General features: G+C 48.5%; 21 protein-coding genes and 1 tRNA gene. 14 read left to right on the forward strand and 8 right to left on the reverse strand.

Features of this window, described 5'->3' with window-relative positions:
* The first annotated feature begins 1394 nt into the window (after positions 1-1394).
* From FBF24_00190 to FBF24_00200, 3 genes are all read left to right on the forward strand, one after another.
* Positions 1395-1736, forward strand: a complete 342-nt coding sequence (locus tag FBF24_00190; protein ID QCT40327.1) for a hypothetical protein — start codon at positions 1395-1397, stop codon at positions 1734-1736.
* Between the two features lie 98 nt (positions 1737-1834).
* Entirely contained in the window at positions 1835-2146 is a 312-nt protein-coding gene (locus tag FBF24_00195) for a hypothetical protein (GenBank protein QCT40328.1), read from the forward strand.
* 88 nt (positions 2147-2234) lie between these two features.
* Positions 2235-2534 carry a hypothetical protein gene (locus FBF24_00200; protein ID QCT40329.1) on the forward strand — a complete coding sequence of 100 codons (300 nt, stop codon included), beginning with the start codon at positions 2235-2237 and terminating at the stop codon, positions 2532-2534.
* Here FBF24_00200 and FBF24_00205 read toward each other — a convergent pair.
* Positions 2523-3053 carry a hypothetical protein gene (locus tag FBF24_00205; protein ID QCT40330.1) on the reverse strand — a complete coding sequence of 177 codons (531 nt, stop codon included), beginning with the start codon at positions 3051-3053 and terminating at the stop codon, positions 2523-2525. The two genes, FBF24_00200 and FBF24_00205, sit on opposite strands and share 12 nt — an antisense overlap.
* On the reverse strand, positions 3053-4339 hold the full coding sequence (locus FBF24_00210; protein ID QCT40331.1) for a UDP-N-acetylmuramoyl-tripeptide--D-alanyl-D-alanine ligase: 1287 nt from the start codon (positions 4337-4339) through the stop codon (positions 3053-3055). The genes FBF24_00205 and FBF24_00210 overlap by 1 nt, the downstream gene beginning before the upstream one ends.
* A 113-nt stretch (positions 4340-4452) precedes the next feature.
* On the opposite strand from FBF24_00210, the gene FBF24_00215 reads away from it, so the two are divergent.
* Both FBF24_00215 and groL read left to right on the forward strand, forming a co-directional pair.
* Positions 4453-4719 (forward strand): co-chaperone GroES, encoded by a 267-nt coding sequence (locus FBF24_00215; GenBank protein ID QCT40332.1) that lies wholly within the window; start codon positions 4453-4455, stop codon positions 4717-4719.
* A gap of 19 nt (positions 4720-4738) precedes the next feature.
* Positions 4739-6382 (forward strand): chaperonin GroEL, encoded by a 1644-nt coding sequence (gene groL, locus FBF24_00220; protein ID QCT40333.1) that lies wholly within the window; start codon positions 4739-4741, stop codon positions 6380-6382.
* A 63-nt stretch (positions 6383-6445) separates the two neighbouring features.
* Here groL and FBF24_00225 read toward each other — a convergent pair whose 3' ends face one another.
* The 3 genes from FBF24_00225 to FBF24_00235 form a co-directional block, all read right to left on the reverse strand.
* Entirely contained in the window at positions 6446-7588 is a 1143-nt protein-coding gene (locus tag FBF24_00225; protein ID QCT40334.1) for a hypothetical protein, read from the reverse strand.
* A 118-nt stretch (positions 7589-7706) separates the two neighbouring features.
* The gene (locus tag FBF24_00230; GenBank protein QCT40335.1) at positions 7707-9632 is read right to left on the reverse strand and encodes a hypothetical protein; all 1926 of its coding nucleotides are present in this window, start codon (positions 9630-9632) and stop codon (positions 7707-7709) included.
* Between the two features lie 56 nt (positions 9633-9688).
* Entirely contained in the window at positions 9689-10159 is a 471-nt protein-coding gene (locus tag FBF24_00235) for a hypothetical protein (protein QCT40336.1), read from the reverse strand.
* A 77-nt stretch (positions 10160-10236) separates the two neighbouring features.
* Here FBF24_00235 and FBF24_00240 point away from each other — a divergent pair, with 77 nt between their 5' ends.
* Positions 10237-11274 (forward strand): SIS domain-containing protein, encoded by a 1038-nt coding sequence (locus FBF24_00240; protein ID QCT40337.1) that lies wholly within the window; start codon positions 10237-10239, stop codon positions 11272-11274.
* Positions 11275-11369: 95 nt separating this feature from the next.
* Here FBF24_00240 and FBF24_00245 read toward each other — a convergent pair whose 3' ends face one another.
* Together FBF24_00245 and FBF24_00250 are read right to left on the reverse strand one after the other, a co-directional pair.
* On the reverse strand, positions 11370-12587 hold the full coding sequence (locus tag FBF24_00245) for an ABC transporter permease (GenBank protein QCT40338.1): 1218 nt from the start codon (positions 12585-12587) through the stop codon (positions 11370-11372).
* A complete protein-coding gene (locus FBF24_00250; GenBank protein QCT41159.1) occupies positions 12584-13729 on the reverse strand; it encodes an ATP-binding cassette domain-containing protein in 1146 nt (381 codons plus the stop codon). Before FBF24_00250 ends, FBF24_00245 begins: the two co-directional genes overlap by 4 nt.
* A gap of 74 nt (positions 13730-13803) precedes the next feature.
* On the opposite strand from FBF24_00250, the gene FBF24_00255 reads away from it, so the two are divergent.
* Positions 13804-13895: transfer RNA gene (locus tag FBF24_00255), tRNA-Ser, on the forward strand.
* Positions 13896-13908: 13 nt separating this feature from the next.
* Entirely contained in the window at positions 13909-14349 is a 441-nt protein-coding gene (locus FBF24_00260; GenBank protein ID QCT40339.1) for an NUDIX domain-containing protein, read from the forward strand.
* Between the two features lie 13 nt (positions 14350-14362).
* Here FBF24_00260 and FBF24_00265 read toward each other — a convergent pair whose 3' ends face one another.
* Positions 14363-15412 (reverse strand): hypothetical protein, encoded by a 1050-nt coding sequence (locus FBF24_00265; GenBank protein QCT40340.1) that lies wholly within the window; start codon positions 15410-15412, stop codon positions 14363-14365.
* Positions 15413-15585: 173 nt separating this feature from the next.
* Here FBF24_00265 and FBF24_00270 point away from each other — a divergent pair, with 173 nt between their 5' ends.
* The 6 genes from FBF24_00270 (at position 15586) to FBF24_00295 (ending at position 24295) form a co-directional block, all read left to right on the forward strand.
* Positions 15586-17970 (forward strand): ribonucleoside-diphosphate reductase subunit alpha, encoded by a 2385-nt coding sequence (locus FBF24_00270; GenBank protein QCT41160.1) that lies wholly within the window; start codon positions 15586-15588, stop codon positions 17968-17970.
* Positions 17971-18094: 124 nt separating this feature from the next.
* Positions 18095-19072, forward strand: coding sequence for a ribonucleotide-diphosphate reductase subunit beta (locus FBF24_00275; protein QCT40341.1), 978 nt, complete (start codon positions 18095-18097; stop codon positions 19070-19072).
* 5 nt (positions 19073-19077) lie between these two features.
* Positions 19078-19476 (forward strand): hypothetical protein, encoded by a 399-nt coding sequence (locus tag FBF24_00280; GenBank protein QCT40342.1) that lies wholly within the window; start codon positions 19078-19080, stop codon positions 19474-19476.
* Positions 19477-19769: 293 nt separating this feature from the next.
* Entirely contained in the window at positions 19770-22253 is a 2484-nt protein-coding gene (locus FBF24_00285; protein ID QCT40343.1) for an SGNH/GDSL hydrolase family protein, read from the forward strand.
* Complete coding sequence (locus FBF24_00290; protein QCT40344.1) at positions 22243-22644, forward strand: hypothetical protein; 402 nt, start codon at positions 22243-22245, stop codon at positions 22642-22644. Before FBF24_00285 ends, FBF24_00290 begins: the two co-directional genes overlap by 11 nt.
* Positions 22645-22693: 49 nt before the next feature.
* Positions 22694-24295, forward strand: coding sequence for a CTP synthase (locus FBF24_00295; GenBank protein ID QCT40345.1), 1602 nt, complete (start codon positions 22694-22696; stop codon positions 24293-24295).
* Positions 24296-24349: the final 54 nt, after the last annotated feature.

Here is a 24349-nt window from a genome sequence, read left to right on the forward strand (position 1 = left end):
TTGCTAGCTTTGAGTGTTATATTTATGATAGCGGGCATTGTCATTTTAGTGAGAGCTTCTGGGGGTTATAAATTTTGTTGTGTACCCAGTATCGTCGCCAGCTTATTACTCGTTTTTGGATATTTTTTGTCCGAGGCTGTAAAAGAGATACGGTTCTAGTGAGCTTGGAAAGTAAAATGTGTTATGCTCAACAAGGTGGGCTGTGAAGAAAAATAAGATTGTAAAATACGCCACGACAACTTATACATGTCTATTGGCGGTAATGGCATTTTGCTTATTCGTAGGAATACTGAATCTAGACATGAATCCGAGGCAAGTTAACTCACTGTTAGGGATCATTCTTGTGTGGGCAAGTGTGATCGGTATAGCTATAAACCTGCTCACGGTAATTTTTATAAAAAGTCTACGCTCCATTGCCGTAGTGCTGCTCATCGTATGCACATTTGCACTGGCAGAAGGATGTTTTCATTATTTTTGGTTTTCACAGCCATTCGCAGGGGGACGGTAAAGTAGCACATGGCTAATCACACTATGAAGATTAATAAAACTAAATAAGCTACCGAAGGGGGTTAGTTGTGAAAAAGAATAGACAAACGTGTCAAAACATAATCACTATAATTATAGGGATAATTCCCATCCCCACGCTCGTAATCTATCAAATAATAGCTGAAAAATTCATATTTCCACATTACTCCGAAGCTCATTTCGGTTATCTACTCATAGGAATTGGAGCCTTTGTCATCGGGGGAGCTATCCTAGTTTGTTGTCGAGGCAAGGTAAAATTATGGTGTATTCCTGGGATACTTGTTGGGATTATTGCGGTATTAGCTTACATCATAGCTATTGGGCTGAGGGAATTTCAGTTCTAAGCTCTGGGGTTAACGATACTGAAGTTATCGTAGGCTACTACGTCCCAAAACCAGAAGACCATCTATCACCAGCACTAAAACCAGGATCAAAAGACTATAAACCACGAGGATTGATAAAGTTAAACAAACTACCGAAGGGGGTTGGTTGTGAAAAAGAATAAAAAGATAACGCAGAATATATTATTGACGGCCGTTATGGCTACCATGCCGTTACTCGTGGTGCGAGGTGATACATATCAGATAGGGCTGATTATAGAATGTATTGCCGCCGTGATTAGTCTGTTATTATTGTTTACTTCTGCGAATAGAAGAAAGAATTTTCCACTTTCACATCTGGCGGCTATTTTGTGGCTATTTGTCCCCGTGTCATTTTTGTTTCTACTGCAAACATCCTTGTTTGGGAGTGGTTTTGAAGGGCTTTTTAATTGGGCGAGGACCGGAGTCATAATTGGTATCGTCGCTATAATATTGACAAGTATTCAGCTGTTCAGAGTGAATCGTTGATGGAGCTTGACGGGGTTAATTGTGAAGAATAAAGAAATGGTTAATGATAATATATCTGGTAAGTTAATAAATAAAAAATCTGTCAATAAAAAAAGACGGGTTGCTGGTCTGTATATTCAAACGTTCACCGGACTTCTAGTCGTATTCTGGTTATATAGCTGGATGGTAGCGAATCTAATAAGTGACCAAACCTCTATGTTCTATAAAATTATAGCAGGAGTAGTAATTTTGTGCTCGCTTGTAAATGTCCTCCTACTTAAAAAATGGTGGCAACGACTTATCTGGGTGTTTATTGTTCTTATTTTTGTCGCAATCTTAACTTATTGGATTGGCTGGGACTTATATAGCGATATACGTTTTTAGCGGTGGGAAAAAGAGGAGAATATATGGCTATGGTCTCAAAATCCCAGGATATTGACGAAAACGGTACACCAGATAAAAATCAACTCCGCTGAGCCTTCTTGAAGGCTTCGGGAAAAGACGAAGACCTTGACGGCATTGACGACGCCTGCGACCCTGAAATCACCGACCCAATTCTCTATGTCGATCGCAATGGTAAATCAGAGTTTAACAAAGATGAAGAAGACGATAAAGAGAATAATATTTCAAAAGGCATGCCTATAGTTTTGGTAAAAGACATAAACGAGAAGTGCTACGCCCTAAAACCAGAAGACTACCTATCGCCAGCACTCAAACCAGGATCAAACGGTTACAAACCACGAGGATTAATAAAATTAAATAGACTACCGAAGGGGGTGAACTGTGAGAAATAAATTTAGGTGCAATGATTTGGCGGCTGCTTGGTCGCGGTGATAGGTTGATTAACTAGTGTAGCCGATTTATCATAAAGGGTGGTAGGTTATGAAAGACAATGTAGCGACGACGGACAAGCCATATTTGAGCGATACGGTTGTGATTTTACTGGTAGTCGCACCGGTAGCTTTGTGCGTGCTGCTCTTTGTTGTGGCGAGGTGGGATACGTGGTGGATTCGTGAATATCATGTTACTGAGATAGCAGCAATGGCGCTGCCGATGCTGTTATCGGCGGCGGGAGTGTGGATGGTGGTGTGGCTGCGGGGTGTATATAAACTCTGTGCGCTGAGCAGCCTCGCGGTAGCGGCGTTGTTCTGGCTGGCGTTCCTCTATAAGCTATCGCAGTGATTTTTTATGACTCTGGCGGTACTTGGTGCGGCGATTGATAGTCATAAGAGATGTTCCGCAGATGAAAAGCGGTGGCATACAGAACAGGTATACAAATTCCCCGAGTCCATCAGCCAGAAAGCAGTTACCTGTAGAAAATCCGCTGCCGCAGTGCCCGGGAATACCCCACCCGCCGATTGTCACATCGAGAAGCAGTATCAGTATTGCGAGGTAAAACAGAATACCCGTTATGACGAGCGGCCAGCGATTGCGTAGATTCTGGTGGCGGGCGGCGGTGATTGACCGGTCCGTTATCCCTATCATCAGCAAAGTGATAAGCATGGCCACAATGAACCACATTGAGTCGTGCAAATAGTAATCATAATAATAGTCAGGCGGACCAAATTGGTCGGAGTTGAGCTTGTGTAGGTGGTCATTATGGGCAGTTGCAAGCACAAAAACGAGAATTGTCAGACCGTAAATAAGCCAACGTATAATGCGGGTGGCAATTGATTTTTTTGATGTAGCATTTTCGGTCATCAATGGTCACTTTCAAAAAACTGCCGTTTCTTTTCGAGCCACGCGTCTGATTGGCGGACGAGTTTTTGGCGGTCGGCGGGGTTTTTGAGGAGTGGCTTGATGGCCTCCTCGAGGTAGATGCCGCCCTGGGAGCCCTTGAAGAGTAAAATTGTGTCTTTATTGGCCAGGCGAGCGAGGAGCTTGGCAGCGTCGGTGGCCTTGGTAAACGAAGTGACGGTACAGCCGTTTTGCTGAGCAACTGGAGCGAGAAATTGCTCGGCCAAGCGACCAACGGTGATGACGTGATCGAGCTGCTTTGGGTCGCATAGCGCGCCAATGGCAGCGTGTTCGTCAGCCGTGGTTTCGCCCAGCTCGTTCATGTCGCCGAGGACAGCGATTTTAGTTTTGGCGGGCAGCTGGTAAAGCGTCGTCAAGGCAGATTTTACGGCAAGGGGACTGGAATTATACGAGTCGTCGATGATGGTTGCGTCGTTGATGCCGGGCAAGATATTCATGCGGCCGCTGACTGGCGTGAAATTCTCGAGCATGGTCATCACGCATTCAATGTCAAGTCCAAGCTCTAACGCCACCGCCGCCGCGCCAGCAGCAACGCGGAGCTGATGCACGCCGACAACGGGGATGATGAATGGACGCGAGGTTTGGTCGGCGTGGATGAGCCGGCACTGAAAGCCCTTGCCACTGGTAAATTTACCGATAGCCATCTGGTAGTCGGCGCCCGGCTCGGTGCCGTAGGAAATGATTTGGCCGCAATCGGCGAAGTCCACGAACTCGGGGCGAATGTCATCGCGGTTGTAGATCACTTTTTCGCTATATTCAGCGAGCGCAAATTCCTCGCGGGCGACGGTTTCTAGTGAGCCGAAAAACTCCATGTGCTCGGGTGCGATGGCGGTGACGATGGTGATGTCAGGGCGAATATAGCGACCAAACGCAGTCATTTCGCCGGGATGGTCAATGCCAAATTCCTGGACGACAACGTCGATGTCATGCTGGCGGCGGGCAGCGCGGCGGGCTCGGCCCAAGACCGATAACCAATTCCATACCGAGCGGGGGTTCTGCGGTGAGTCAACACCGAGGATTTCTAGTGGCGCGCTAAACTCGGCATTGAAGTTGCCGCGGTTGGTGCGGACTTTATAGCTGGAGTTTAGGACGCCGACGAGGGTTGACTTGGTAGTGGTTTTACCGACGCTGCCGACGACGGCAACGAGCTTGATGTGCGGATTATGCAGGAAGAACGTAGTGACAGAGCGGGCGAGAATGCGCGAGATGAGGGTTTTGAAGAGTCTCATGGATATAGTATAGCATTGACCGTGGGGTTAGTCATATCTTCTAGCACTCGCCCTTGACGAGTGCTAATTTAGTGCGGTACAATGGGTGTATTGTTAACGAAATGGAGGATGATATGGATACACCCATCAAGCCTCTCGGTGACCGCGTGGTAGCGGTGCGCGAGGAGGCGAAGACGCAGACGGCTAGCGGGATTTATTTGCCGGACAACGCCAAGGAGAAGCCGGTGGTGGCCGAGGTTAAAGCAGTTGGCGGCGACGTCAAGAATGTGCAAGTGGGCGATAAGATTGTGTATAAGGAATATTCGACTACGGATCTAAAGATTGACGGCACGGAATATTTGATCGTCCGCGAGGAAGATATTTTAGCAACGGTTGTTTGAGAAAAGAGGAGTTTACGTTATGGCAAAAAAAGTTTTTTACGATGATGATGCGCGTGCTCGCGTGTTGGGCGGCGCTGAAGCGCTATATAACGCAGTTAAGGTAACCTACGGGCCAAAGGGTCGCAATGTGGTGATCGCTAAGGGTTTTGGCGGGCCAACAGTGACGCACGACGGCGTAACGGTGGCGGAAGGCATTGAACTGCCAGAGAATGACGACGAGACGCTAGGCTACAAGGTTGGCGCTGACCTGATCAAGCAGGCGGCCAAGAACTTGAACAAGCAAGCCGGTGATGGTACGACGACGGTGACGGTGCTGACGTATTCGATTTTGAAGGAAGCTAACCGGTTAATTGCGGCGGGACACAACCCGATGGAGCTGCGCAAGGGTATCGAGCAGGCTGGCGCGGAAATCGTCAAAGAGCTGAATAAATTAGCTGAGCCAATTGAGGGTAAGTCTGAGCGCGTGGCAGAGGTAGCAACCATTTCGGCGGGCGACGCGGAAATTGGCAAATTGATCGCTGGTGTCATAGAGAAAGTTGGCAAAGACGGCGTGGTAACAGTTGAAGCTGGCCAAGGTTTGGAGCTGGAGGCTGAGGTCGTTGAAGGCTTTAGCTTGGACAAGGGCTGGGTCAGTCCATTCTTCGTTACCGACACTGGTCGGCAAGAGGCGGTTTATGAAAAGCCAGCGATTTTGATTACCGATAAGAAAATTTCTAGCGTGCAAGAGTTCCTACCAATGCTGGAGAAATTGGCACAAAGCGGCAAGAAGGACGTGGTGCTGATCGCTGATGAAGTTGAAGGTGAAGCGCTGAGTATTTTGGTGCTGAACAAGCTTAAGGGCGTATTTAATACCGTGGCGGTCAAGGCGCCAAGCTTTGGCGACCGTCGTAAGGAAATTTTGCGCGATATCGCGGTTTTGACCGGTGCAACGGTGATTTCTGAAGATCACGGTTTGACGTTTGAGAATACTGGTCTGGAGGTCTTAGGTTCGGCGCGCAAGGTGATTGTCGGTAAAGACGAAACCACTATCATTGAGGGCGCGGGCAAGCCATCTGGTGTTAAGGAGCGAATTGCTGAGATTAAGTCTCTGTCCGACAACGCCTCCAGCGAATACGAAAAAGAACAGTTCGACAAGCGAGCAGCTGCTCTGAGCGGCAAGGTAGCCGTCATCAAAGTCGGCGGCGCGACCGAGACAGAAATTGACGAAAAGAAGTTCCGCGTGGACGACGCCGTGGCAGCTACCAAAGCAGCCTTGGCCGAGGGAATTGTCGCTGGCGGTGGCGTGACCTTGGTGAATTTGGCTGGCGGCCTGAAGGTGACTGGCGCAGACAGCATCGCGGCCGGCCGGCAGATTCTGAAGGACGCCCTAAAGCAGCCGTTCCTACAGATTATGCGCAATGCCGGCTTGAACGCCGACGCGCTTTTGGCACAAGTTGAGGCGGGCAAGGCTGGATTTGGCGTTAACGTGATGAAGCCTGAGAACGAATTGGTGGATGTCAAAAAAGCTGGTGTCATTGACCCGGCGCGCGTCACCAAGGAAGCGGTGCAGAACGCGGTATCTATCGCTTCAACTGCAGCGACCATGGGTGCACTGGTCGTCGACGTGCCAGAGCCAGAAGCTCCAGCTGCACCTGGCGGCATGCCAGGTATGGGGATGATGTAGTATTCCTATCTCATCAAGAATGGAACTCCTCGCTGGAAACGGCGGGGAGTTTTAGGGCGCTAATTATTTATTCCTTGGGTGAAGGATGGCCTGAGTTATTGGTGAGTCGATATCCGTGGGAACTTGCTTGACAAAATTGATGATTTCGTCTCCGAGATTCTTACTACTGGCGAGCCATTGACCACCGGCGTAGGCGTGTCGCACCGTACTAATACCCGGCAGCTGATAGGCCATAGCTTTATTTGGTACTTTTGACATGTGATATTGTATGAGGATATTATCTTGCTGGTCTGGAACAGTATTCATAACCAAATTTAAAGAATGGCCATAGTCTCGCACAACAATATGTAGAATATTTCCTGCTAATACAATATCCACTGCGATTGGAGCCTTGTGTCTCCAGCCCTCTCTTGCGTAGTTATCTCCGAGTCGCCATGCTTCTAAAAATTTTTGGTATATATCTTCTGCTATTTCATTTCTCCTGCCGAGACCGCGAATATAATGCCCCTCGTTATTACTATCTGACCACAACTCCAATGCGTCTCTTAGCTCATCGTTATTCATGATGTATGAATGGGTTAGATGCAGCAGTTCGTTAAAAGAGTGACTATCGTGAATAAGCTCCCGTATGCTTTGGATATTGGCATCACTCATGTCCATAAAACTATATATGGTATCGGCAACTCGACGTACATAATCAGCACTCATGGCGGTGACATCGTTAGCATAGGTTGATCGGAGGAGTTGCCAGTCTAGCCCTGCTTTTATCACGTCACCTTTAAGCCCTAAAGCAAGTTCGCTCACCTTGGCCCTCAAACTAGTAACTATGTCGTTACTCTCTGTTATGGGCAGGTGGTCAATACAAGAAAAGATTTCCTCAAAATTTTTTGTAAGCTTATCAGCCCCCTTTAGAAGGATGGTTCCATATTTATCTGCGCCATTATCCATCAGCTCCATTGATGGATCATTGGCTAAATCAGCCAGCTGCTCCTTGATGGCAATATCAAGATCCAATATTTTGGTAAAAATAAGAGTATTACTACCAAGCTGCTCTGGGCTATCTGTCGGGTCTACGTCGATTGATATGCCAGCATTACTGAGCGTCTGTGCGCCTAGTCTGCGACTCTCTCGTCCGCTAGATGATTCTGGGTTCGTTCTTTGGTGATTAAACCCCTTTGAGATGCTGCCTATTTTTGATACTGACATGTTTGTAAAATTCTTCCAGAGTAATTCTCTGGTTAGTAAGCATAGTATTACGATAGCATAAGTAATATAAAAAGTCAATTAACAGATATCTGAATTACCTCGTAAGTGTCGTTTATGACTATTCCACGGCTCCAAATAGTGCCTGCATGGCTTTTTCGCCCAACTGGTAATTCTGCACAAATGCCCACAGCTGGTTGCCGTAGTCGAAGTGCCACCATTCATGGGGATTGACCGTAAACCCATAGGCGGTCAGCAGATTATACAGAAAGCGACGATTTCGCTGAGCGGTTATATCCTCGTCCGCCAGTGGCGTTACTTGCTCAAAATAATCAGGATTATTGCGCGGCCCGGTGTCGCCATCTACATGACCCATGTCAATAAAGCTGTCTGCTACAAAGTCTGGTGTCCAGGGGCTCGGCTTGACGCGCAGGCGGATGTCAATCGCTCCGCCCGTTGCGTGTGGCGACGGGTTGTCGGCAGTCGAAGGTTTGGCTATGATCTCGTCGCGCCGTTTATAGATATCATCTTCCTGGAGGTCAGAGTTATGGCGTCGAATGCTATTTGGTATGAGCTGGTGATATAATGATGACTGCATGTCAGTGGAGCGTAGCCCCTCCTCAACATATACCTCCACGGCACTACCAAAAAATTTGGTAACTTCGGGGCTTTGGAGAAAGGTGTTAATGTCCGCCAGTTTTCTTGCAACTGACTCTCGGATATAGATCGATTTGTTGACGCCAGGAACACGTGCGCCGGTCGTGGCGTTGCGCCGAGAATAATAAGATTGGCCGGCAATACCATGGCTGGCTAGGTCAACCAACGGTTCTTGACGTAGTTCATGAAGTAAGCCACTGCTCGCTGCAAATGGAATATCGCGATAGCCGATACGCATTTTGGCGTCGCGTAGTTCGGTCATGTCTGGGATGGCGGTTTCGGCGTATTGCTGTGTACGGCGCTGGTTCTCGATACGGGTCTCGGCCTTGACTAAAAGATTGACATAATAAGTGTATACTTTGACAATTTCATCGATGACTTGCTCGGGCTGCCGGATAGCACCATCCGCGAGGCGATCGGTTTTTTGTGGGCCAAATGCAACAACATCCGTGTTGTTTTCGAGCAGAAAGGTATCCAGTCCCGCTAGTTCTTGATACGGTATCCAAGTATCGTGAGAGACGATCGCCACCTTGCCGCCCTCGTCGAGCAGAGGAAAGGCGGCCCTAAAGGTTTCTTGAGTATTGGCACGACGCGGCTTACTGCCATCGGGCATGGTACGGTTGCTGTCAATTGGAGCTGACAATACACTGAGACTGATAATTTGCGTGCCGTGTGGCGTCGATATTCTTGCCCACCCCTGATGTACTTTGGTCAAATCATTACTTTCGTATGGAGTTGGGAGTGTGCTTTCTTCCCAAGAAATGTCCCCCAAAAGGGATGCTGCAGCGCCAAGACATAGTTCAAATTCAGTTGTATCGCTTTTAAAACCCTGTGCTTCGGCTCGCTCGCGCTCTGCTTCAGTGGTTGGACGGTCACAGGTGGTGAGGATAATTTCTGAGGTGTTGATTTTACCTTCTTGTATTGCCGTGAGAGCACCGAGTAGGCGGATACCATTAGTGGCGCCAGCTCCACCTGGTACAATGATTGCAGATACACCACCGATGGGTTGCATGTCGCGGGGCAGTGCAACATCGAGCTGTCTACCACTATGTTCTAGCTTTTTGTCAAGTTCTTTGTGAAGAAAGCCCAGCTTGAGAGCTGCATTGCGGATGGCTGTATGATCAGCGGAAGTTTTGGCAATATCTGAAAAATCTTTGATACCGCCGCCGCGTAATCCTAGTGTGTCGTGAACAAAGGGGGCGTCGTAACTTGGCATGTCATACAGGCCTGATAATTGGTCTGGGGATTGCTGGTTGAGGAGGCCATGGAGTGTTTCTTCATAGAGCTGGAGTTTTGCCGCAGCGACATTCCGCACAGTTTCTGGACTGACGCTTGATGTTTCAGAAATAGGACAATACCTGTCGCTACGCTCCGATGCAACTAAAGACATGTCTGAATTTTACAATAAAACTAATAAATTAGCAAATTATACACGAATGATGAGTCTCAGCTTTGCGACAAGAAATCAATTTCCTTGATAATATCAAGTAGTGCCTGGGCTTTGCGGGTTTCGTCGGGGATGGCGACGGCAGCTTCGTGTGCTGGGGCGATTAGCGAGGTGTCGTCAGTCGAGCGCAGTAGCAGGAGGTAGGTGTCGAACTTTTCCTCGGGCGAGACGTTGAGTTTGCCGACCAGTGGCCGAAGCTCGCTGAGAGCATTTTGCTTGATATCATCAAGCGACATATCGGTCGGCGTGGCATATGACCGACTAGTGCTGTCGGTGGTTGGCCGCGGTGCTGGTGCGGCTGGCCCGGATGCGGTGCTGGTTTGTGGCTTGGTCGGGCGGCTGGTCGTGTCAGCGTCCTGAGCGCCGGTTTCTTCAAATCGTAAATTGTCATCACTGCCACCAGAGACGCCCGCCAGCACGCTAGCTAGATCTTGATCGCTGTTGACTTGTCCGCTGTCTTGAATTGTCATACCCCACCTCTTTTCACATTACGATTATGCTTGCTTTCTATGCTATACTGTAACACAGGAAAAGGAGGAATTTCAAGATGCTTGACGACAAAAATCTTTTAGCGCAGCGCGACCCGGGTAATACACGAACGAGTGCAGTGGCAGTGACGACACAGACGGACTTTGCGGCCGAAGTAGAGTCACCGGCGATCCCTGGTGAAGTAACCAGTGTGGTGCTGGCTGGCATGGGCGGCTCGGCGCTGGCGGCGGATATGGTCAAGGTGCTGGCGGCGGATCAGGTCACGGTGCCACTTGAAGTGACGAAGGGTTATCAGTTGCCGAATTTTGTGAATGAAAAAACACTAGTTATTGCTATCAGCCACTCGGGAAACACCGAGGAGACGATTAGTTGCTATCAGCAGGCTCGTCAGCGCGGCTGTCAGTTGGCGGTGATGGCGACGGGCGGAAAATTGTTTGCGGCGGCCGAGACAGATAATCTGCCGCGGGTGCGCGTTCCGTCGGGCGGTCAGCCGCGGATGTCAACGATTTATCATTTGCGCGGGTTGCTAAAGCTGCTCAGTCAGTTTGAGGTGATTGACGATAGTCTGTACCAAGCAGTGGCAGCTAGTGGTACGTGGCTGAAGGACCAGCTGAGCCAGTGGGCTGAAGATGTACCGACGGCGGATAATTATGCCAAGCAACTGGCGCTCAAGTTGGTTGGCTCGACACAGGTGTTTTATGCGGGCGAATTGACATGGCCGCTGGCGTATAAGTGGAAGATTAGCTTTAACGAGTCAGCGAAAAACGTGGCGTTTTGGAATCAATATCCGGAGTTCAGCCACAATGAATTCATCGGCTGGTCATCACATCCGGTCGATAAGCCGTATAAGGTTGTGGATTTTCGGAGCAGCCTTGAGCGTCCGCGAATTCGGGAGCGAATGGAGTTAACTGATCGGTTATTATCGGGTATGCGCCCGAAGGCCGAAGTAGTCGAGCTACAAGGCGAGACACTGGTTGAGCAGCTGCTGTGGGGGTTGGCGCTGGGCGAGATTGTCAGTATTTATGCGGGCATTCTCAACGGTGTTAATCCAGAGCCGGTGGCGCTGGTGGAGCAGCTAAAGAAAGAATTGTCGTAGGCTCATTTGGGCCGGAGAATAAAAAAGTGGCGCCCGGGGAGAGGGCACCGCTTTTATTTAAGGGCCCACTAAGGGCCGTGGTCGATTTGTGCGAATTAGTGGCGCAAGCTCTCGATTGGGTCTTTACCAGCAGCGCGGCTGGCTGGATAGATGCCAAAGAGCATACCGATGATTAGCGCTCCGCCGATGGTTAGGGCGGCTGCTTGCCATTCAAGAACCGGAGTGAAAGGTAGGTACATACCGAGGAGGAATGACGCGCCGAGACCGATAACGTAGCCGAGAATGCCGCCAAATAGACCGATGATGGCTGATTCGATGAGGAATTGGGCGACGATGGTGCGGTTGGTGGCACCGACGGCTTTACGGATACCGACTTCGCGCTGGCGTTCGGCGACCGAAACCAGCATGATGTTAGTGATGCCGATGCCGCCGACCAGTAGCGAGATGCCGGCGATGACCGCCATAGCTGTTGAGAGCGCGTTCACTAGGTGTGAATTTGGTGCGGTGATGGCTTGGCCGACCAAGGTGTGGTAGTCGGTATCGCCTTGATGCTGCTGGGCGAGGACTTTTTTGGCGGCATCAATTTTGGCTTGCAGCGCCGTACCATTGTCGGCGGTGATGAGGATTTGCTGGATCTGGGCGGTGTTTTGGGTGAACTTTTTGCTGACGGCCAGCGGCAAGATGATGGAGCGATTAAAATCAACACCGAGGTAACTAGGCGCAGTTTCCGGCTCGTCGAGGACGCCGACCACCGTGAGCGTTTCGCCGCGGAGCTTGAGGACGCTACCGAGGGATTTTTCGGTGCCGAATAGGTCAATTGACAGCTGCTTACCGATCACGACGCCGTTGGCCTCGTCGATGAATTGTCCCTCGCGCAACTTGAGGCCGGCGAGTTTGGCCAGTTCGCCCGAGCTACCGATAACGGTGGTGCGCTCTAGTTTAGTCTTGCCGTCCGGTGTTGATATATTTGTGCGAAACGTTGCCAGTGGTGCGGCGCTGTTGTTGGTCGCCTTGGCAATTTCTCGGGCGTCCTGCTCGGTCAGTGTATTCACCATCTGGGCGGCGTGTCCGGAGCTGAGTGACAGCAATGAATCTGGCCGCGCCTCGCTGCCAGACCGAATTAGCGCGGTGGTGTCAGAAATCTTGGCGGACTGATCGCCAAACAGGCGGCTCGTGCCGGTCAGTAATGACAGGATAATAGTAATGCTGGCGATGCCGACCATGATGCCAAAAATCGACAGATAGGTGCGGACTTTATTTGACTTGAGCGACTCGACCGCGTTCTCGAAGTGATTATTGAGGAGCATTTTCATGACTTTTTCGTAGCTTTCCGTTCTTTTTTGACTGGTTTCTTCGTTGATTTGGCGGCATCAGTTTTTGCGTCGTCGGCTTTATCGGACTTAGGGGCGGGTTTCTTTTCGGTTGGCGTGCTAGAACTTTTTGCAGTATCAGGGTCAGCTGATTTTTTACTCTGTTCGGTATCGGTTTTCGTGGTCTTTGCGGTTGTCTTGGCTGAGGTGGCGCCAAGCGGCCGCTTTGGTGGGAGATCGTCTGGGGACTTTATCGGGTCGGCTGGCTTATTGGTGGCAGCAGGCGGGGTCGCCTCTTCGGGTGTCTGTTTCTCAGCTGGGGCTTTTACTGGCTCAGTTTTCTCGTCTGGCTCAGCTTTTTCAGCTTTGGTAGTTGCGGTGTGTGTCGGCGTTGAACTCACTGGGGTTGCTGGTTGGTCATCACCGCCCAGCTTTTGCTTAAAGATCTTCTTGATGTGGTGCGTATCGGTATCAATGCGCCCATCAAGCATAGAAATCACGCGGCTGGCATAGGACAGCAGCTCTGGATTGTGCGTCACCATGATAATCGTGTTGCCTCGGCGGTGAATGTCGGACAGTTCCTCCATGATGATGTGGCTAGACTTGGAATCGAGGTTGCCGGTCGGCTCGTCGGCTAGGATGATTGATGGACTGTTGACTAGTGCTCGGGCGATCGCTACACGCTGAACTTGACCGCCGGATAATTGATGTGGCAGATAATATTCGCGCTCGCCCAGATGGAAGTTGCGTAAAATCCGGCTGGCTTCTTGGAGGCGCTTGGTTTTGCTGATGCCTTTGTAGGTGAGCGGCAGGGCAACGTTATCGATCACCGTCAGGCGCGGGATGAGATTGAAATGTTGAAAAATAAAGCCGATATCGCGCGAACGAATTGTGGCGTGGTGGGTTGCCGTCAGGTCCTCGACTGATTTATTGTCGAGGTAATACTCACCCTCTGACGGGTGGTCGAGTAATCCGAGGATATTAAGCAGGGTCGTCTTGCCGCAGCCGGACGGGCCGACGATGGCAATGAACTCGCCCTTTTTGACCTCGAGATTGACATTGTCCAGCGCCACCTGCTCGGCGTCACCGAAGCCAAATCGTTTCGTTACATTAGTAAGTTTAATTCGCGTTGAAGGATCGTTCATCATTGCCTTTATTATAGACAAAAAGCCGCTCCGGTTGCAACCGCTAGCGGACTTTCTGTTATAATATGCATCATGGAAGGATGCAGGAGTGGTTGAACTGGCACGCCTGGAAAGTGTGTAGGCTCTTCACGGGGCCTCCGGGGTTCGAATCCCCGTCCTTCCGCCAGAGGGATTAATTCATGTCAAAGCAGAACACGAGATTAGAATCAATTGCAAAAATCCTAATCATCAATGGTGGCAGTAATATTTTAACTTTGACTTTGAGCGAACACTTAAAACATCCAGAGAAGTCATATCAGCCGGATTTACCGGGTGGAATCGTGGATGCGGGCGAGCCGGAGCATCTGGGAGTGATTCGCGAGGTACAGGAAGAATGCGGAATAGACTTAGATCCAGCAAAAATACAATTAGCATATACCGAAACTGCGTACGATAAAAAAGAGAATAAATCAGTCACAAAGTTGTTATATATCACACATTTGGATAATACGCCGGCGGTGACGCTAAGCTGGGAGCATAGCGATTATAAGTGGGTATCTGCCGCTGAGTTACATAACACTGATATGCGTCCTTTTTTCAATCGAGCAATTCAGCACGTAATCGAACACAAGATAATTTAGTTATAGTAGCGGTTTAGCTTGCCGCGAATTCACTCACTAAATAAAACGACCCGGTAACAACGACGTAAGTATCAAGCTGCCGGGCTTTTTTGATGGCTTTCGCGAGGGCCTTGTCTGTATTATATTCAATCTCGACTGCAGATTTCATGAGGTGCTGGATGGTTTCTGGCGGTACGTTGCGGTGGTTTTTGCCGTAATTGGCGCTAAATGTGGTGGCGTAAGCCAGCTGTGCCAGACCGTCAATTATGGCAATTGATTCTGCCATTGATGACCGCTTATTTTGCCCGAATGCTACTACGAAGATAGGCTTTTTATCCGGATATAATTTCCGCAATGAATCAATCAAAGCGCGGATTTTCTGGGGATTATGCGCAACGTCAAATATGATGTTAACTCCATCAATGATACGTTTCTCTAATCGTCCGGGAATAGCGATATGCACGGATTTTTCCAGAACCTCTTTTGACAAAGGCGGCTTTTTATCTAGTGCCAGCCGCTTTTCAACGGCGCGGTATGCCAATGCCCAATTCCGCTGCTGAAAATCCGGCAGTATTTTCAGAAAATCGTCAATAATTGGCGAAGCAATTGAAAACTGCGAGAACTGTGACTCTGCATGTTGCCGAACAATCATTTCAATCTCAGAAGCTTGTCGGTTCATCACGACTGAATCGCTTTGATGGATAATGCCAGCTTTTTCTTGGGCGATTTCTGTCAGAGTATTGCCTAATAATTCCGTATGGTCCAGTCCGATATCAGTGATGACGCGTACAGTTGGCGAACGGAAAATCACGTTGGTCGTGTCCAGCCGTCCGCCAATTCCAACCTCAATTATGATATAATCAACTCCCATTTCCTTAAATAGCCAAAAACTAAAAATCGTCAAAAATTCAAAATATGACAAGTGTAGTTTTGTTCGCCTCGTAGAAGTCGGTGAACTTTTGGAAGTAATGCAGATATTCTTGTTCGGGCGCTTAGCTCGTTCAAAAAATAAGTGACGTCGCGCATTGAGGCAAATTTCATACCATATCTGATTATAGCAAAAATAGGTTGTAAAATTTACCAAATGTCTTGAAAAACACTATATGTAGCGGCTATAGTTAGTGTTGTACGCTATATATGTAGCGAACCCATAAATAAACAAAAAGGCAAATTATTCCATAGGGCCACCAGATAGGGGACTGGCGGCTGATTTTTAGCAGGGCAAATTAAGGAGGGTACATGCAACAAATCAACGTCATCAAGCGCGACGGTACGAAAGAGCTGTTTGATGCCAATAAAATTAACGCGGCGATTTTGAAGGCTTGCGACGGGCTGCCAGATCAGGTTTCTAAAGTGGTACAGGTGGCGACCGAGTTGCAGCTGACGCTGTTCAATGGGATTACGACCGAGCAGCTGGACGAGGCGGTTATTCAGACAACGCTGCAGAATGTTAAGGATGATCCAGATTATGATAAAATCGCAGCTCGCTTGCTACTGAAGACTATTTATAAGAGTATTTTGGGCGATTACGAGACGGCAGACGAGTTAAAGAAATTGCATGCCCGGGAGTTTCCGAAGTTTGTTAAAGCGGCGGTCAAGGACGGTCTGCTTGATGAGCGGATGAGCGACGGGCGATTTGATTTGAAAAAATTGGGCGAAGCATTACGGCCAGAACGCGACGATCTCAGTAAATACCTCGGTGTGATGACTAATAAAAACCGCTACGCCTTGCGCAAACAAAGCGGCGACCCGCTGGAAACGCCGCAATTTACTCATATGCGTATCGCTATGGGACTTAGCTACAATGAGCCAGATCCAACTGCGGCCGCGATTGAATTTTATGAACACATGAGCCAATTGGAGTACCTGCCGGGCGGTTCGACACGGGTTAATGCTGGCGGCTCCTTCCCGCAGCTCAGCAACTGCTTTTTACTAAATGTCGACGATGATATGGAGTCAATTGCCAAGAGTGTGCGCGATACGATGTTTATCGCTAAGGGTACTGGCGGTATCGGCATCGGTTTTACTAAGTTGCGGGCAGCTGGCAGCCCGGTTAAAACCACTAACACTGAGTCAACCGGCCCGATTCCCTTTATGAAAATGATTGATACCGCACTGTTTGCGGTTAGCCGTAAGGGCAAGAAAGCTGGCGCAGCCGCCATTTATATGGAGAACTGGCACCTTAATTTCGGGCAATTTATTGATCTGCGTTCTAACTCTGGCGACCCGTATATGCGCACGCGCTTTGCCAACACCGCGGTATTTATCTCTGATGAATTTATGAAGCGGGTGCAGAAAGACCAAGATTGGTATCTGTTCGACCCAGCGGAAACGCCAGATTTGCCAGAGTTATACGGTGAGGAGTTTTCGGCGCGCTATAAAGAGTATGTCAAATTAGCGGAGGCTGGCAAACTGCGGGTCTTTGAAAAGATGTCAGCTCGCCAGCAATTCAAGCAGATTTTGACTAGCCTGCAGGCCACTAGCCACCCATGGCTCACCTGGAAGGATACCATTAATGTGCGGGCGCTGAATAATAACACCGGTACAATTCATTTGTCCAACCTGTGTACGGAAATTACCCTGCCTCAAGACAAGGATAATATCGCCACCTGTAACTTGGTTAGTATCAATCTGTCGGCGTTTTTGCGTGAGGATAAGACGTGGGACTGGGACCGTTTACAAGAGGCTTCACGGGCGGCGATTCGGCAATTGGATAATCTGATCGATATTACTGAGACGCCAGTCAAAGAGGCGATGCACGCCAACCAGCAGACGAGGGCTGTTGGCCTGGGCATGATGGGTTTTTCGGATGTATTGGAAAAACTCGGTTATTGCTATGAATCGAGCGAAGCCTATGAGCTGATTGACCAATTGACGGAGTTTATCAGTTACCACGCCATCGACCAGTCAGCGGATTTGGCAGTCAAGCTAGGCAGCTATCCGACATATAAAGGCAGCGGCTGGAGTAAGGGCGTTTTGCCGATTGATACAGTGGCGGAATTGTCGAATAATCGAAAGGTTAAGGTGAAAATTGACAGCAAAACCCGTCTAGATTGGGAGAAATTACGTAAAAAAGTTAAAAAAGGTATGCGTAACGCCACACTGATGGCCATTGCACCGACCGCCAACATCGGTCATGTGGCGGGGACAACGCCGGGGATTGATCCGCAATTTGCCCAGATTTTTAGCCGTTCGACCTTGAATGGTAAGTTTCTGGAGGTAAACAATAATTTAGTACGCGACCTTAAGCAATTGAACCTGTGGGATGACATTAAAGAAGAGGTTTTTGCTAATCAGGGTGACATTCAAAATATTGATGCCATTCCTCAGAAACTGAAAGATGTCTATAAAACCAGCTTCCAGCTTAGTCCTTATGCCTTTATCGAGGTGGCAGCGCGGGCGCAAAAGTGGGTTGACCAGGCGATTAGCCGCAACATGTACCTGGAAACTCGCGATATTGATGAATACGTGGAGATTTATTCTGAAGCGTGGCGGCGCGGTCTGAAAACGACTTATTATCTGCATGTTAAGCCGCGTCATCAATCAGAGCAGACCACCGTGTCGGTAGAAAAACTAGCAGAACAGAAGATCCGAACTGGCGCTAAAACGCGCGGTTTTGGCTTTGCTAAGGTTAATAAATAAAAGGAGGAACGATATGGAATATCAAGATACATTACCGGGAATTGATCTGTTGGCGAAGGAGGCGGCGCAGCGAGCTATCGGTCAGGAAGCGCTATTTGCCATCACCATAGAGGAGGACAACTAAATGGGAATTTTAGGTTCAGGGCTGCGCGACGGCTTATCACTGCATCCAATTCGCTACCCATGGGCATACGATTTATACAACCAAGCAGTGGCTAATACCTGGTTTCCTAACGAGGTGCAGTTGGTGCAAGATTTGGCGGATTTTGAGAAACTCAGCAACGAGGAAAAGCATGCGCTCAAAACGGTCATTAGTTATCTTAACCCAAACGAGCTACTGATTAACAAGTCGCTGGCATTTGGTATTTACCCGTATGTCAACGCCGCTGAAGCGCAGCTCTATCTTTCAAAGCAGATGTGGGAAGAGGCTAACCACTTCATGACATTTGAATATATTATTGAGACCTTTCCGTTTGATCGTGAGGAGATTTATGCAGCGGGCTTTGGCAAAAAATCGCTGGCCGACAAGGCAGATTTCCAGAACAAGCACCTGGATGTGATGCTGGATCCAAACTTGGATATTTACTCTTTGGAGGGTAAGAAAGATTTTGTCCGCTCGCTGGTGGCGTATAATATTGTGCTGGAGGGCATTTGGTTCTATTCGGGCTTTATGGTCGGCATGAGTTTCCGTCAGCGTAACTTGCTGCGTAATGTCGGTACGTTGCTAGACTGGATCACCAAGGATGAGAATTTGCACTTAACCTTTGGTATTAACTTGCTGCTCACCATCTTGGACGAAAACCCAGAACTGCAAACCCAGGAATTTGCTGAGGAAATCCGCAACCTCATCCTGCAGGCAGTTGAGCTGGAGAAAGAATACAACAAGGATATGCTGCCAAAGGGCATCTTGGGCCTAAACGCTGATTATGTCAATCAATACGTCATGCACATGACTGACCGGCGCTTGGTTGAACTTGGATTTGAGCCGGAGTACAACGTAGCCAACCCAGCCAAATGGATGGCCACCGCAAATGACACTTTGGAATTGGTTAATTTCTTTGAGAGTACTAATACTAGCTATGAAGTAAATACCACGAAGTAACCACTATGGACAAAATTACAACAGATATCTTAGACACCGTGGAAGTTGGCGCTTTGGCGACCGTCAATCGTGATAGAACACCTTTGATTACGCCACTTCACTTCGTCCGTTATAAAAATGACAACATTATTTGGATCTCTGACCGACAGTCCCGCCATGCTGTTAACGCCTATCGCAGCGGTGTTGTAGAATTTGTCGTTTGGAATGATCAAAAGAGTGCTGTATTTTTGACAACAAAGGTGCGAGAGCTACCAGAGGAAGAGGAGGCGGCGGCCTTGGAGGTGTATGCCAACAAGCTGGGCGACTTCATGCCGCGGGTGGAACATAGGCAAATTTACATCATGCCAATCGGTCAAATTGATGAAAAAACTACAACAGGAAATTGGCTGCACTATATTGCATAAGCGCTATATATAGCGTAATATAAGCGTAAGCGATACTAAATATATAGAAAGACAGGAACATGAACGCAAGTCAAATTATTTCTGACGACATGACATTGGAAGAAAAATTGAATGCCATCGATGCGGCGATGCAGGCAGCGCAGGCGGTGGCTGATGAGCAGGCTAAGGCGAGCGGGGGTGTCGCTGCACCCATTGATCCGGCGAGTCTGACGATTTGCGATGGTTGTGAATAAAGCGATCAAAAATATACTTTGTTGTTGATATGTTATACTTAAGGCAACGTAAAGGGGTGTATGGGGCTAACAATCAAAAAGCGACACAGTAACCTGCAAACTATCGGCTTGGTAGCCATGACGGCACTCATTGGAGTGTCGTTTTTATTACATCAGTTGACAGCTTCTGCTGCTGGGGCTAATTGGATGGACAATGATCCGGTGATAAAACACGTGCGACCGCTTGATTCGGCGGTTGATCCAAATGCTAATGTGCGCGGCCACTGCAAATTGGAAGCGGTAACGGTAGTAAAGACATATGATGATAAAGATCCGACAATGAAGCTGACGCTCTGTCTGAATGAATTTAATGGCTGGCGGTTTGGGCAGGCAAATGGGTGGTATGATGTGTATGCATCAAATGGCGGTCTCTTTTATAAGGTGAACAATCTTAGCGCAGTTCATTGGTTCAGGGGGACGGATACAATTATCGGCATGCACCGCGGGTATGCGTTTGACTATGATGAAATCTCTCATCTAAAGAAATACCATAATTTCACCAAGCGCCTCACGATGAGTAGTAATAAAAAATATTTTGACTTTGATATGTCAAATCCAGCATTTTCACTTGATTATAAAGGAAAACCTATGTACGCCATCAGTTGGGGAATTTCTAACAACGGGCGATATCTCGTCTATTCTGGTAGCGCAAGACACGTTAATGCCTATGATATATTCTCGCGTATTGATCTAGAAACGGGCGAGCGGAAGGTATTCGGCAGAGGATATTATGATCACACGCACAACGTAGAGCCGCAGCCGAGCGTGGCGGTGTCAAATGATGGAACGCAGGTGGTTATCGGTGGCACGGCGATATTCAAAGTATGGCGGATTACGCCCGAGTGCCTTATTGATCGTGATGCGATGAAGGACGAGTTTCGTGACCCGTGTCCGACGAGGATGATATACCCGAAGTTTTATGGTGATCAGTGGAAAAATATTGAGGCGTCACATGAGCGAATATCTGCGAACGATGACTTTACAGAATTAACGTATCAACATCGGGCGTTACGGGGTCAGGCGATCAACGAAGTGGTGACGATATCTATAACCAAGGATGAACCTCAAGCCTCTCGGCTCGACTATCTCGCAATGGGCGATTCGTATTCGAGTGGGGAGGGGGATATTCAGAATGGGGTGTCAAGTCATTATATTCGCGAAACTGGAGGTAAGGAGGACTGTCATCTCAGCAGTCGCTCATATCCATTTCTGCTCGCTAAGGCTTGGAACGTTCCGGATGGTAAATTTAATACGATAGCATGTAGCGGCGCAAGGGTAATACACGACTATATTTTTCGGTTAAAGTATTATTCTGGGCAGAATACCGTTACAAAGAAGAAGTTTACTGAGGGAAATAGAGATGAAATTATTAAAAATACAAAAAGTAACTTCCTGCCAGGCTATATACCGCAGATAGAGTTTGTTAGAGAATACAAGCCTAAAGTTATCACGTTGACTGGTGGTGGTAACGATGTGGGCTTTGGCGATATACTAGCGACGTGTAATGATACGGATACTTGCTCATACGCGGCGGATGATCGTGTGAAGCAACTACTGAAAGACAGCATTCATAATCAGTATGGTGTCACGAAGCTATTGGTTAAAAAGTTAAAGGAGGCTTCACCGGGGAGTAAGATTTACGTTGTTGGATACCCGCAGTTTATTGAAAAAGGGGAGCAGAATTGTTTTCTTAATGGCGGTCTTCTTAACCAGCGTGAACGAGCAGCCATATTTGATATGACGAAAGAAATGAACGAAGTACTTTGGAGGGCGGTGACAGATAGCGGGGTGCCCTTTGTTGATATTACAAATGCTCTATCTGGTGGTCGGTTATGTGGTGGTGATAAGTATATGACGGGTCTTCACAATATTTCTTTATCGCGTCTTAATGAGCAAAAGCAAAATCTCTATCATCCGAATCCAAATGGACATCTAAGAATTGCCAGACAAATATCTGAAAAGGTCGGAGGTGTGAAAAAAGCTTTTGGGGGAGACGTGGTTAATGCCGCCAAGGAAGGAAATTTTTATCAGGCGGCACCGATAACGCGGCGTATCAATAATGCTTCGCCTGTACGTGTAAAGTTAGGCGAGAAGTTACGCATATCTTCAGTGGATGATCAACTCATGCCGTACAGTACTGTACGGGCGACGCTTTATTCCACGCCTACCGACCTAGGTGCTCATATGGTTAGTGCGAGTGGTCAGTTGGACCTGACAATGAATTTGCCTAATGGAGTGCAGCCGGGAAGACATACACTGGTGCTTGTGGGGATGCTTCCTGATGGAAAGAGAGTTACATACTATGATTTTGTTACAGTTGAGCGACAAACCGACAGTGGCGTAGTCCAAAGTAAGACAAACAAGGATAGCTCCAGAGACGGGCTTGAGACAAGGTTATGGGCTGCGGTCATCACAAAGGGTGGTTATCGGGGCGCAGTATATTTCTATGGCTCAATCGTAGCGTTGATAATAATGGTAATCGGGGGATTGTTATATGCATTTTAAAATTATCTCAGAAAAAGATAAACAACTATTCAAAAAACTAGCTAAGCACAAGAAAAAGATATGCTTAGGATTTGGTATACTTCTGTTCATCATCTTGCTCGTGGACGCTTCTCCTTTCGGCGCAAACAATGTTCAGTTGTACACGAAATGGGTTCAGTGCGGAAGGCGACCGTACGTAGGACAGTCTTTTTACGTTACCACAAAGGTTGATTATTATACCGTCAGCGGCCCTTTTATCGGGAGTAAATCTCTGTTGAATTCTATTGAATTTTTCTGTACACCCCATGAAGCTGAACTGGCCGGCTATTCGGCGAATCCAAATAAGCCAGATTTTCCGCATTTAACTCCGGAAGAAAAAGCTGATATGTGGCGGCGGCGCCAGCAGCGGTGATGGCTAAATATCTTCTGCTTTATACCAAAAAGTGTTACAATAGGGCCTCATGGAGGCGAATAAAACTGTGAGGAAAAAACAAAAATTTATTTTCGTAACCGGCGGTGTGCTGTCAGGCGTTGGCAAGGGCATCACGGCGGCAAGTATCGGTGCGGTGTTGCAAGCCAAAGGATTGTCAGTGTCCGTACAAAAGTGTGATCCGTACCTGAATGTTGACGCTGGATTATTGAATCCAAAAGAACACGGCGAGTGTTTTGTGACCAAAGACGGTGCCGAGACCGATTTGGATTTGGGACACTATGAGCGGTTTTTGGATTTGGAACTGACGCGGAAAAACACCACGCTGTCAGGCCGATTGCTGCGCGATTTGATCGCCGATGAGCGGGCTGGTAAGTTTGGCGGCCAGACGGTACAGATGGTGCCGCATTTGACTAACTCTATCAAGGCGGCTATCTGCGAGGCGGCCGAAGGCGACGTCCACATCGTGGAAATTGGCGGTACGGTCGGCGACTACGAAGGCCTAAGTTTTATCGAGGCGATTCGCGGTTTTGCGCTGGATGTGGGGCGGGAAAATTGCCTGTTCGTGCACGTGGTGTATGTGCCGTTTTTGGAGGCGTCGCACGAGTATAAGACCAAGCCGGCTCAGAATGCGCTGGCGGATCTTCGCGGTTTTGGCATTATGCCGGATGTGGTGGCAGTCCGGACGGAGGGCCATGACAAGCCGCCGCGCAGTATCGGCGAAAAAATTGCTATTTCGTCTGGCGTGCGCCAGGAGGGAATTATTATGATGCCAAATGTCGATACGGTATATGAAGTGCCATTGACGGTGTACCGTGATTTGGGCAAGTTATTGGGCGAATTTACCGACAATTCAGTGGAGCCAAATTTACAGCGATGGAAACGTCTAGCTCAGCGCGATACTACTGAATATGCCAAGCGGGTGACCGTCGGCTTGGTGGCTAAATACATTGATAATTCTGATACCTACTTGTCAGTGACCGAGGCGCTGAAGTCCGCCGCTTGGGCGAACAAAAGCGAAATTTCTATCAAGTGGATTAATGCCGAGACAGCTGGTGAGGCTGATTTTGCCAGCGTTGACGCTATTGTGGTGCCGGGCGGTTTCGGATCGCGTGGCGTTGAAGGGAAGATTAAAGCGGCAGAGTATTGTATAAAAAACAACAAGCCATATCTAGGAATTTGCCTGGGTTTGCAGGCGGCGGTGATTGCGGCGGCGCGTTTGGGCGGCGTAGCGAATGCTAACAGCGAAGAGTTCGGCGCTGAGCCTGGCGCAAATGTGGTGTACATCATGGACGGCCAGCAGGGCAAGCAGTCAACTGGTGGGACGATGCGCCTCGGTGATTATCCGGCGGTGCTGAAATCTGGTTCGTTCGTTGCTAAGATGTACGGCAAGACAGAGGTAGCTGAGCGCCATCGCCATCGCTACGAGGTGAATCAAGATTTTGTTCAAGCAATTGAGAAGGGTGGTTTGGTAATTTCCGGTACGTCGCCGGATGGCCAGCTGGTGGAGTTTGTCGAAGCGCCGCATCATCGGTATTTCGTGGCTACGCAAGCTCACCCTGAATTTAAGTCGCGCCCATTCCGACCGCATCCGCTCTTTGACGGGCTGATTCGAGCTGCCTTGACAAAGTAAAAAACTTATGCTAACATACGACCAGATAGTACCTAAAACAAAAAGGAATAAAAA

This window comes from Candidatus Saccharibacteria bacterium oral taxon 488, from assembly GCA_005697215.1.
Lineage (GTDB): Bacteria > Patescibacteriota > Saccharimonadia > Saccharimonadales > Saccharimonadaceae > Nanosynbacter.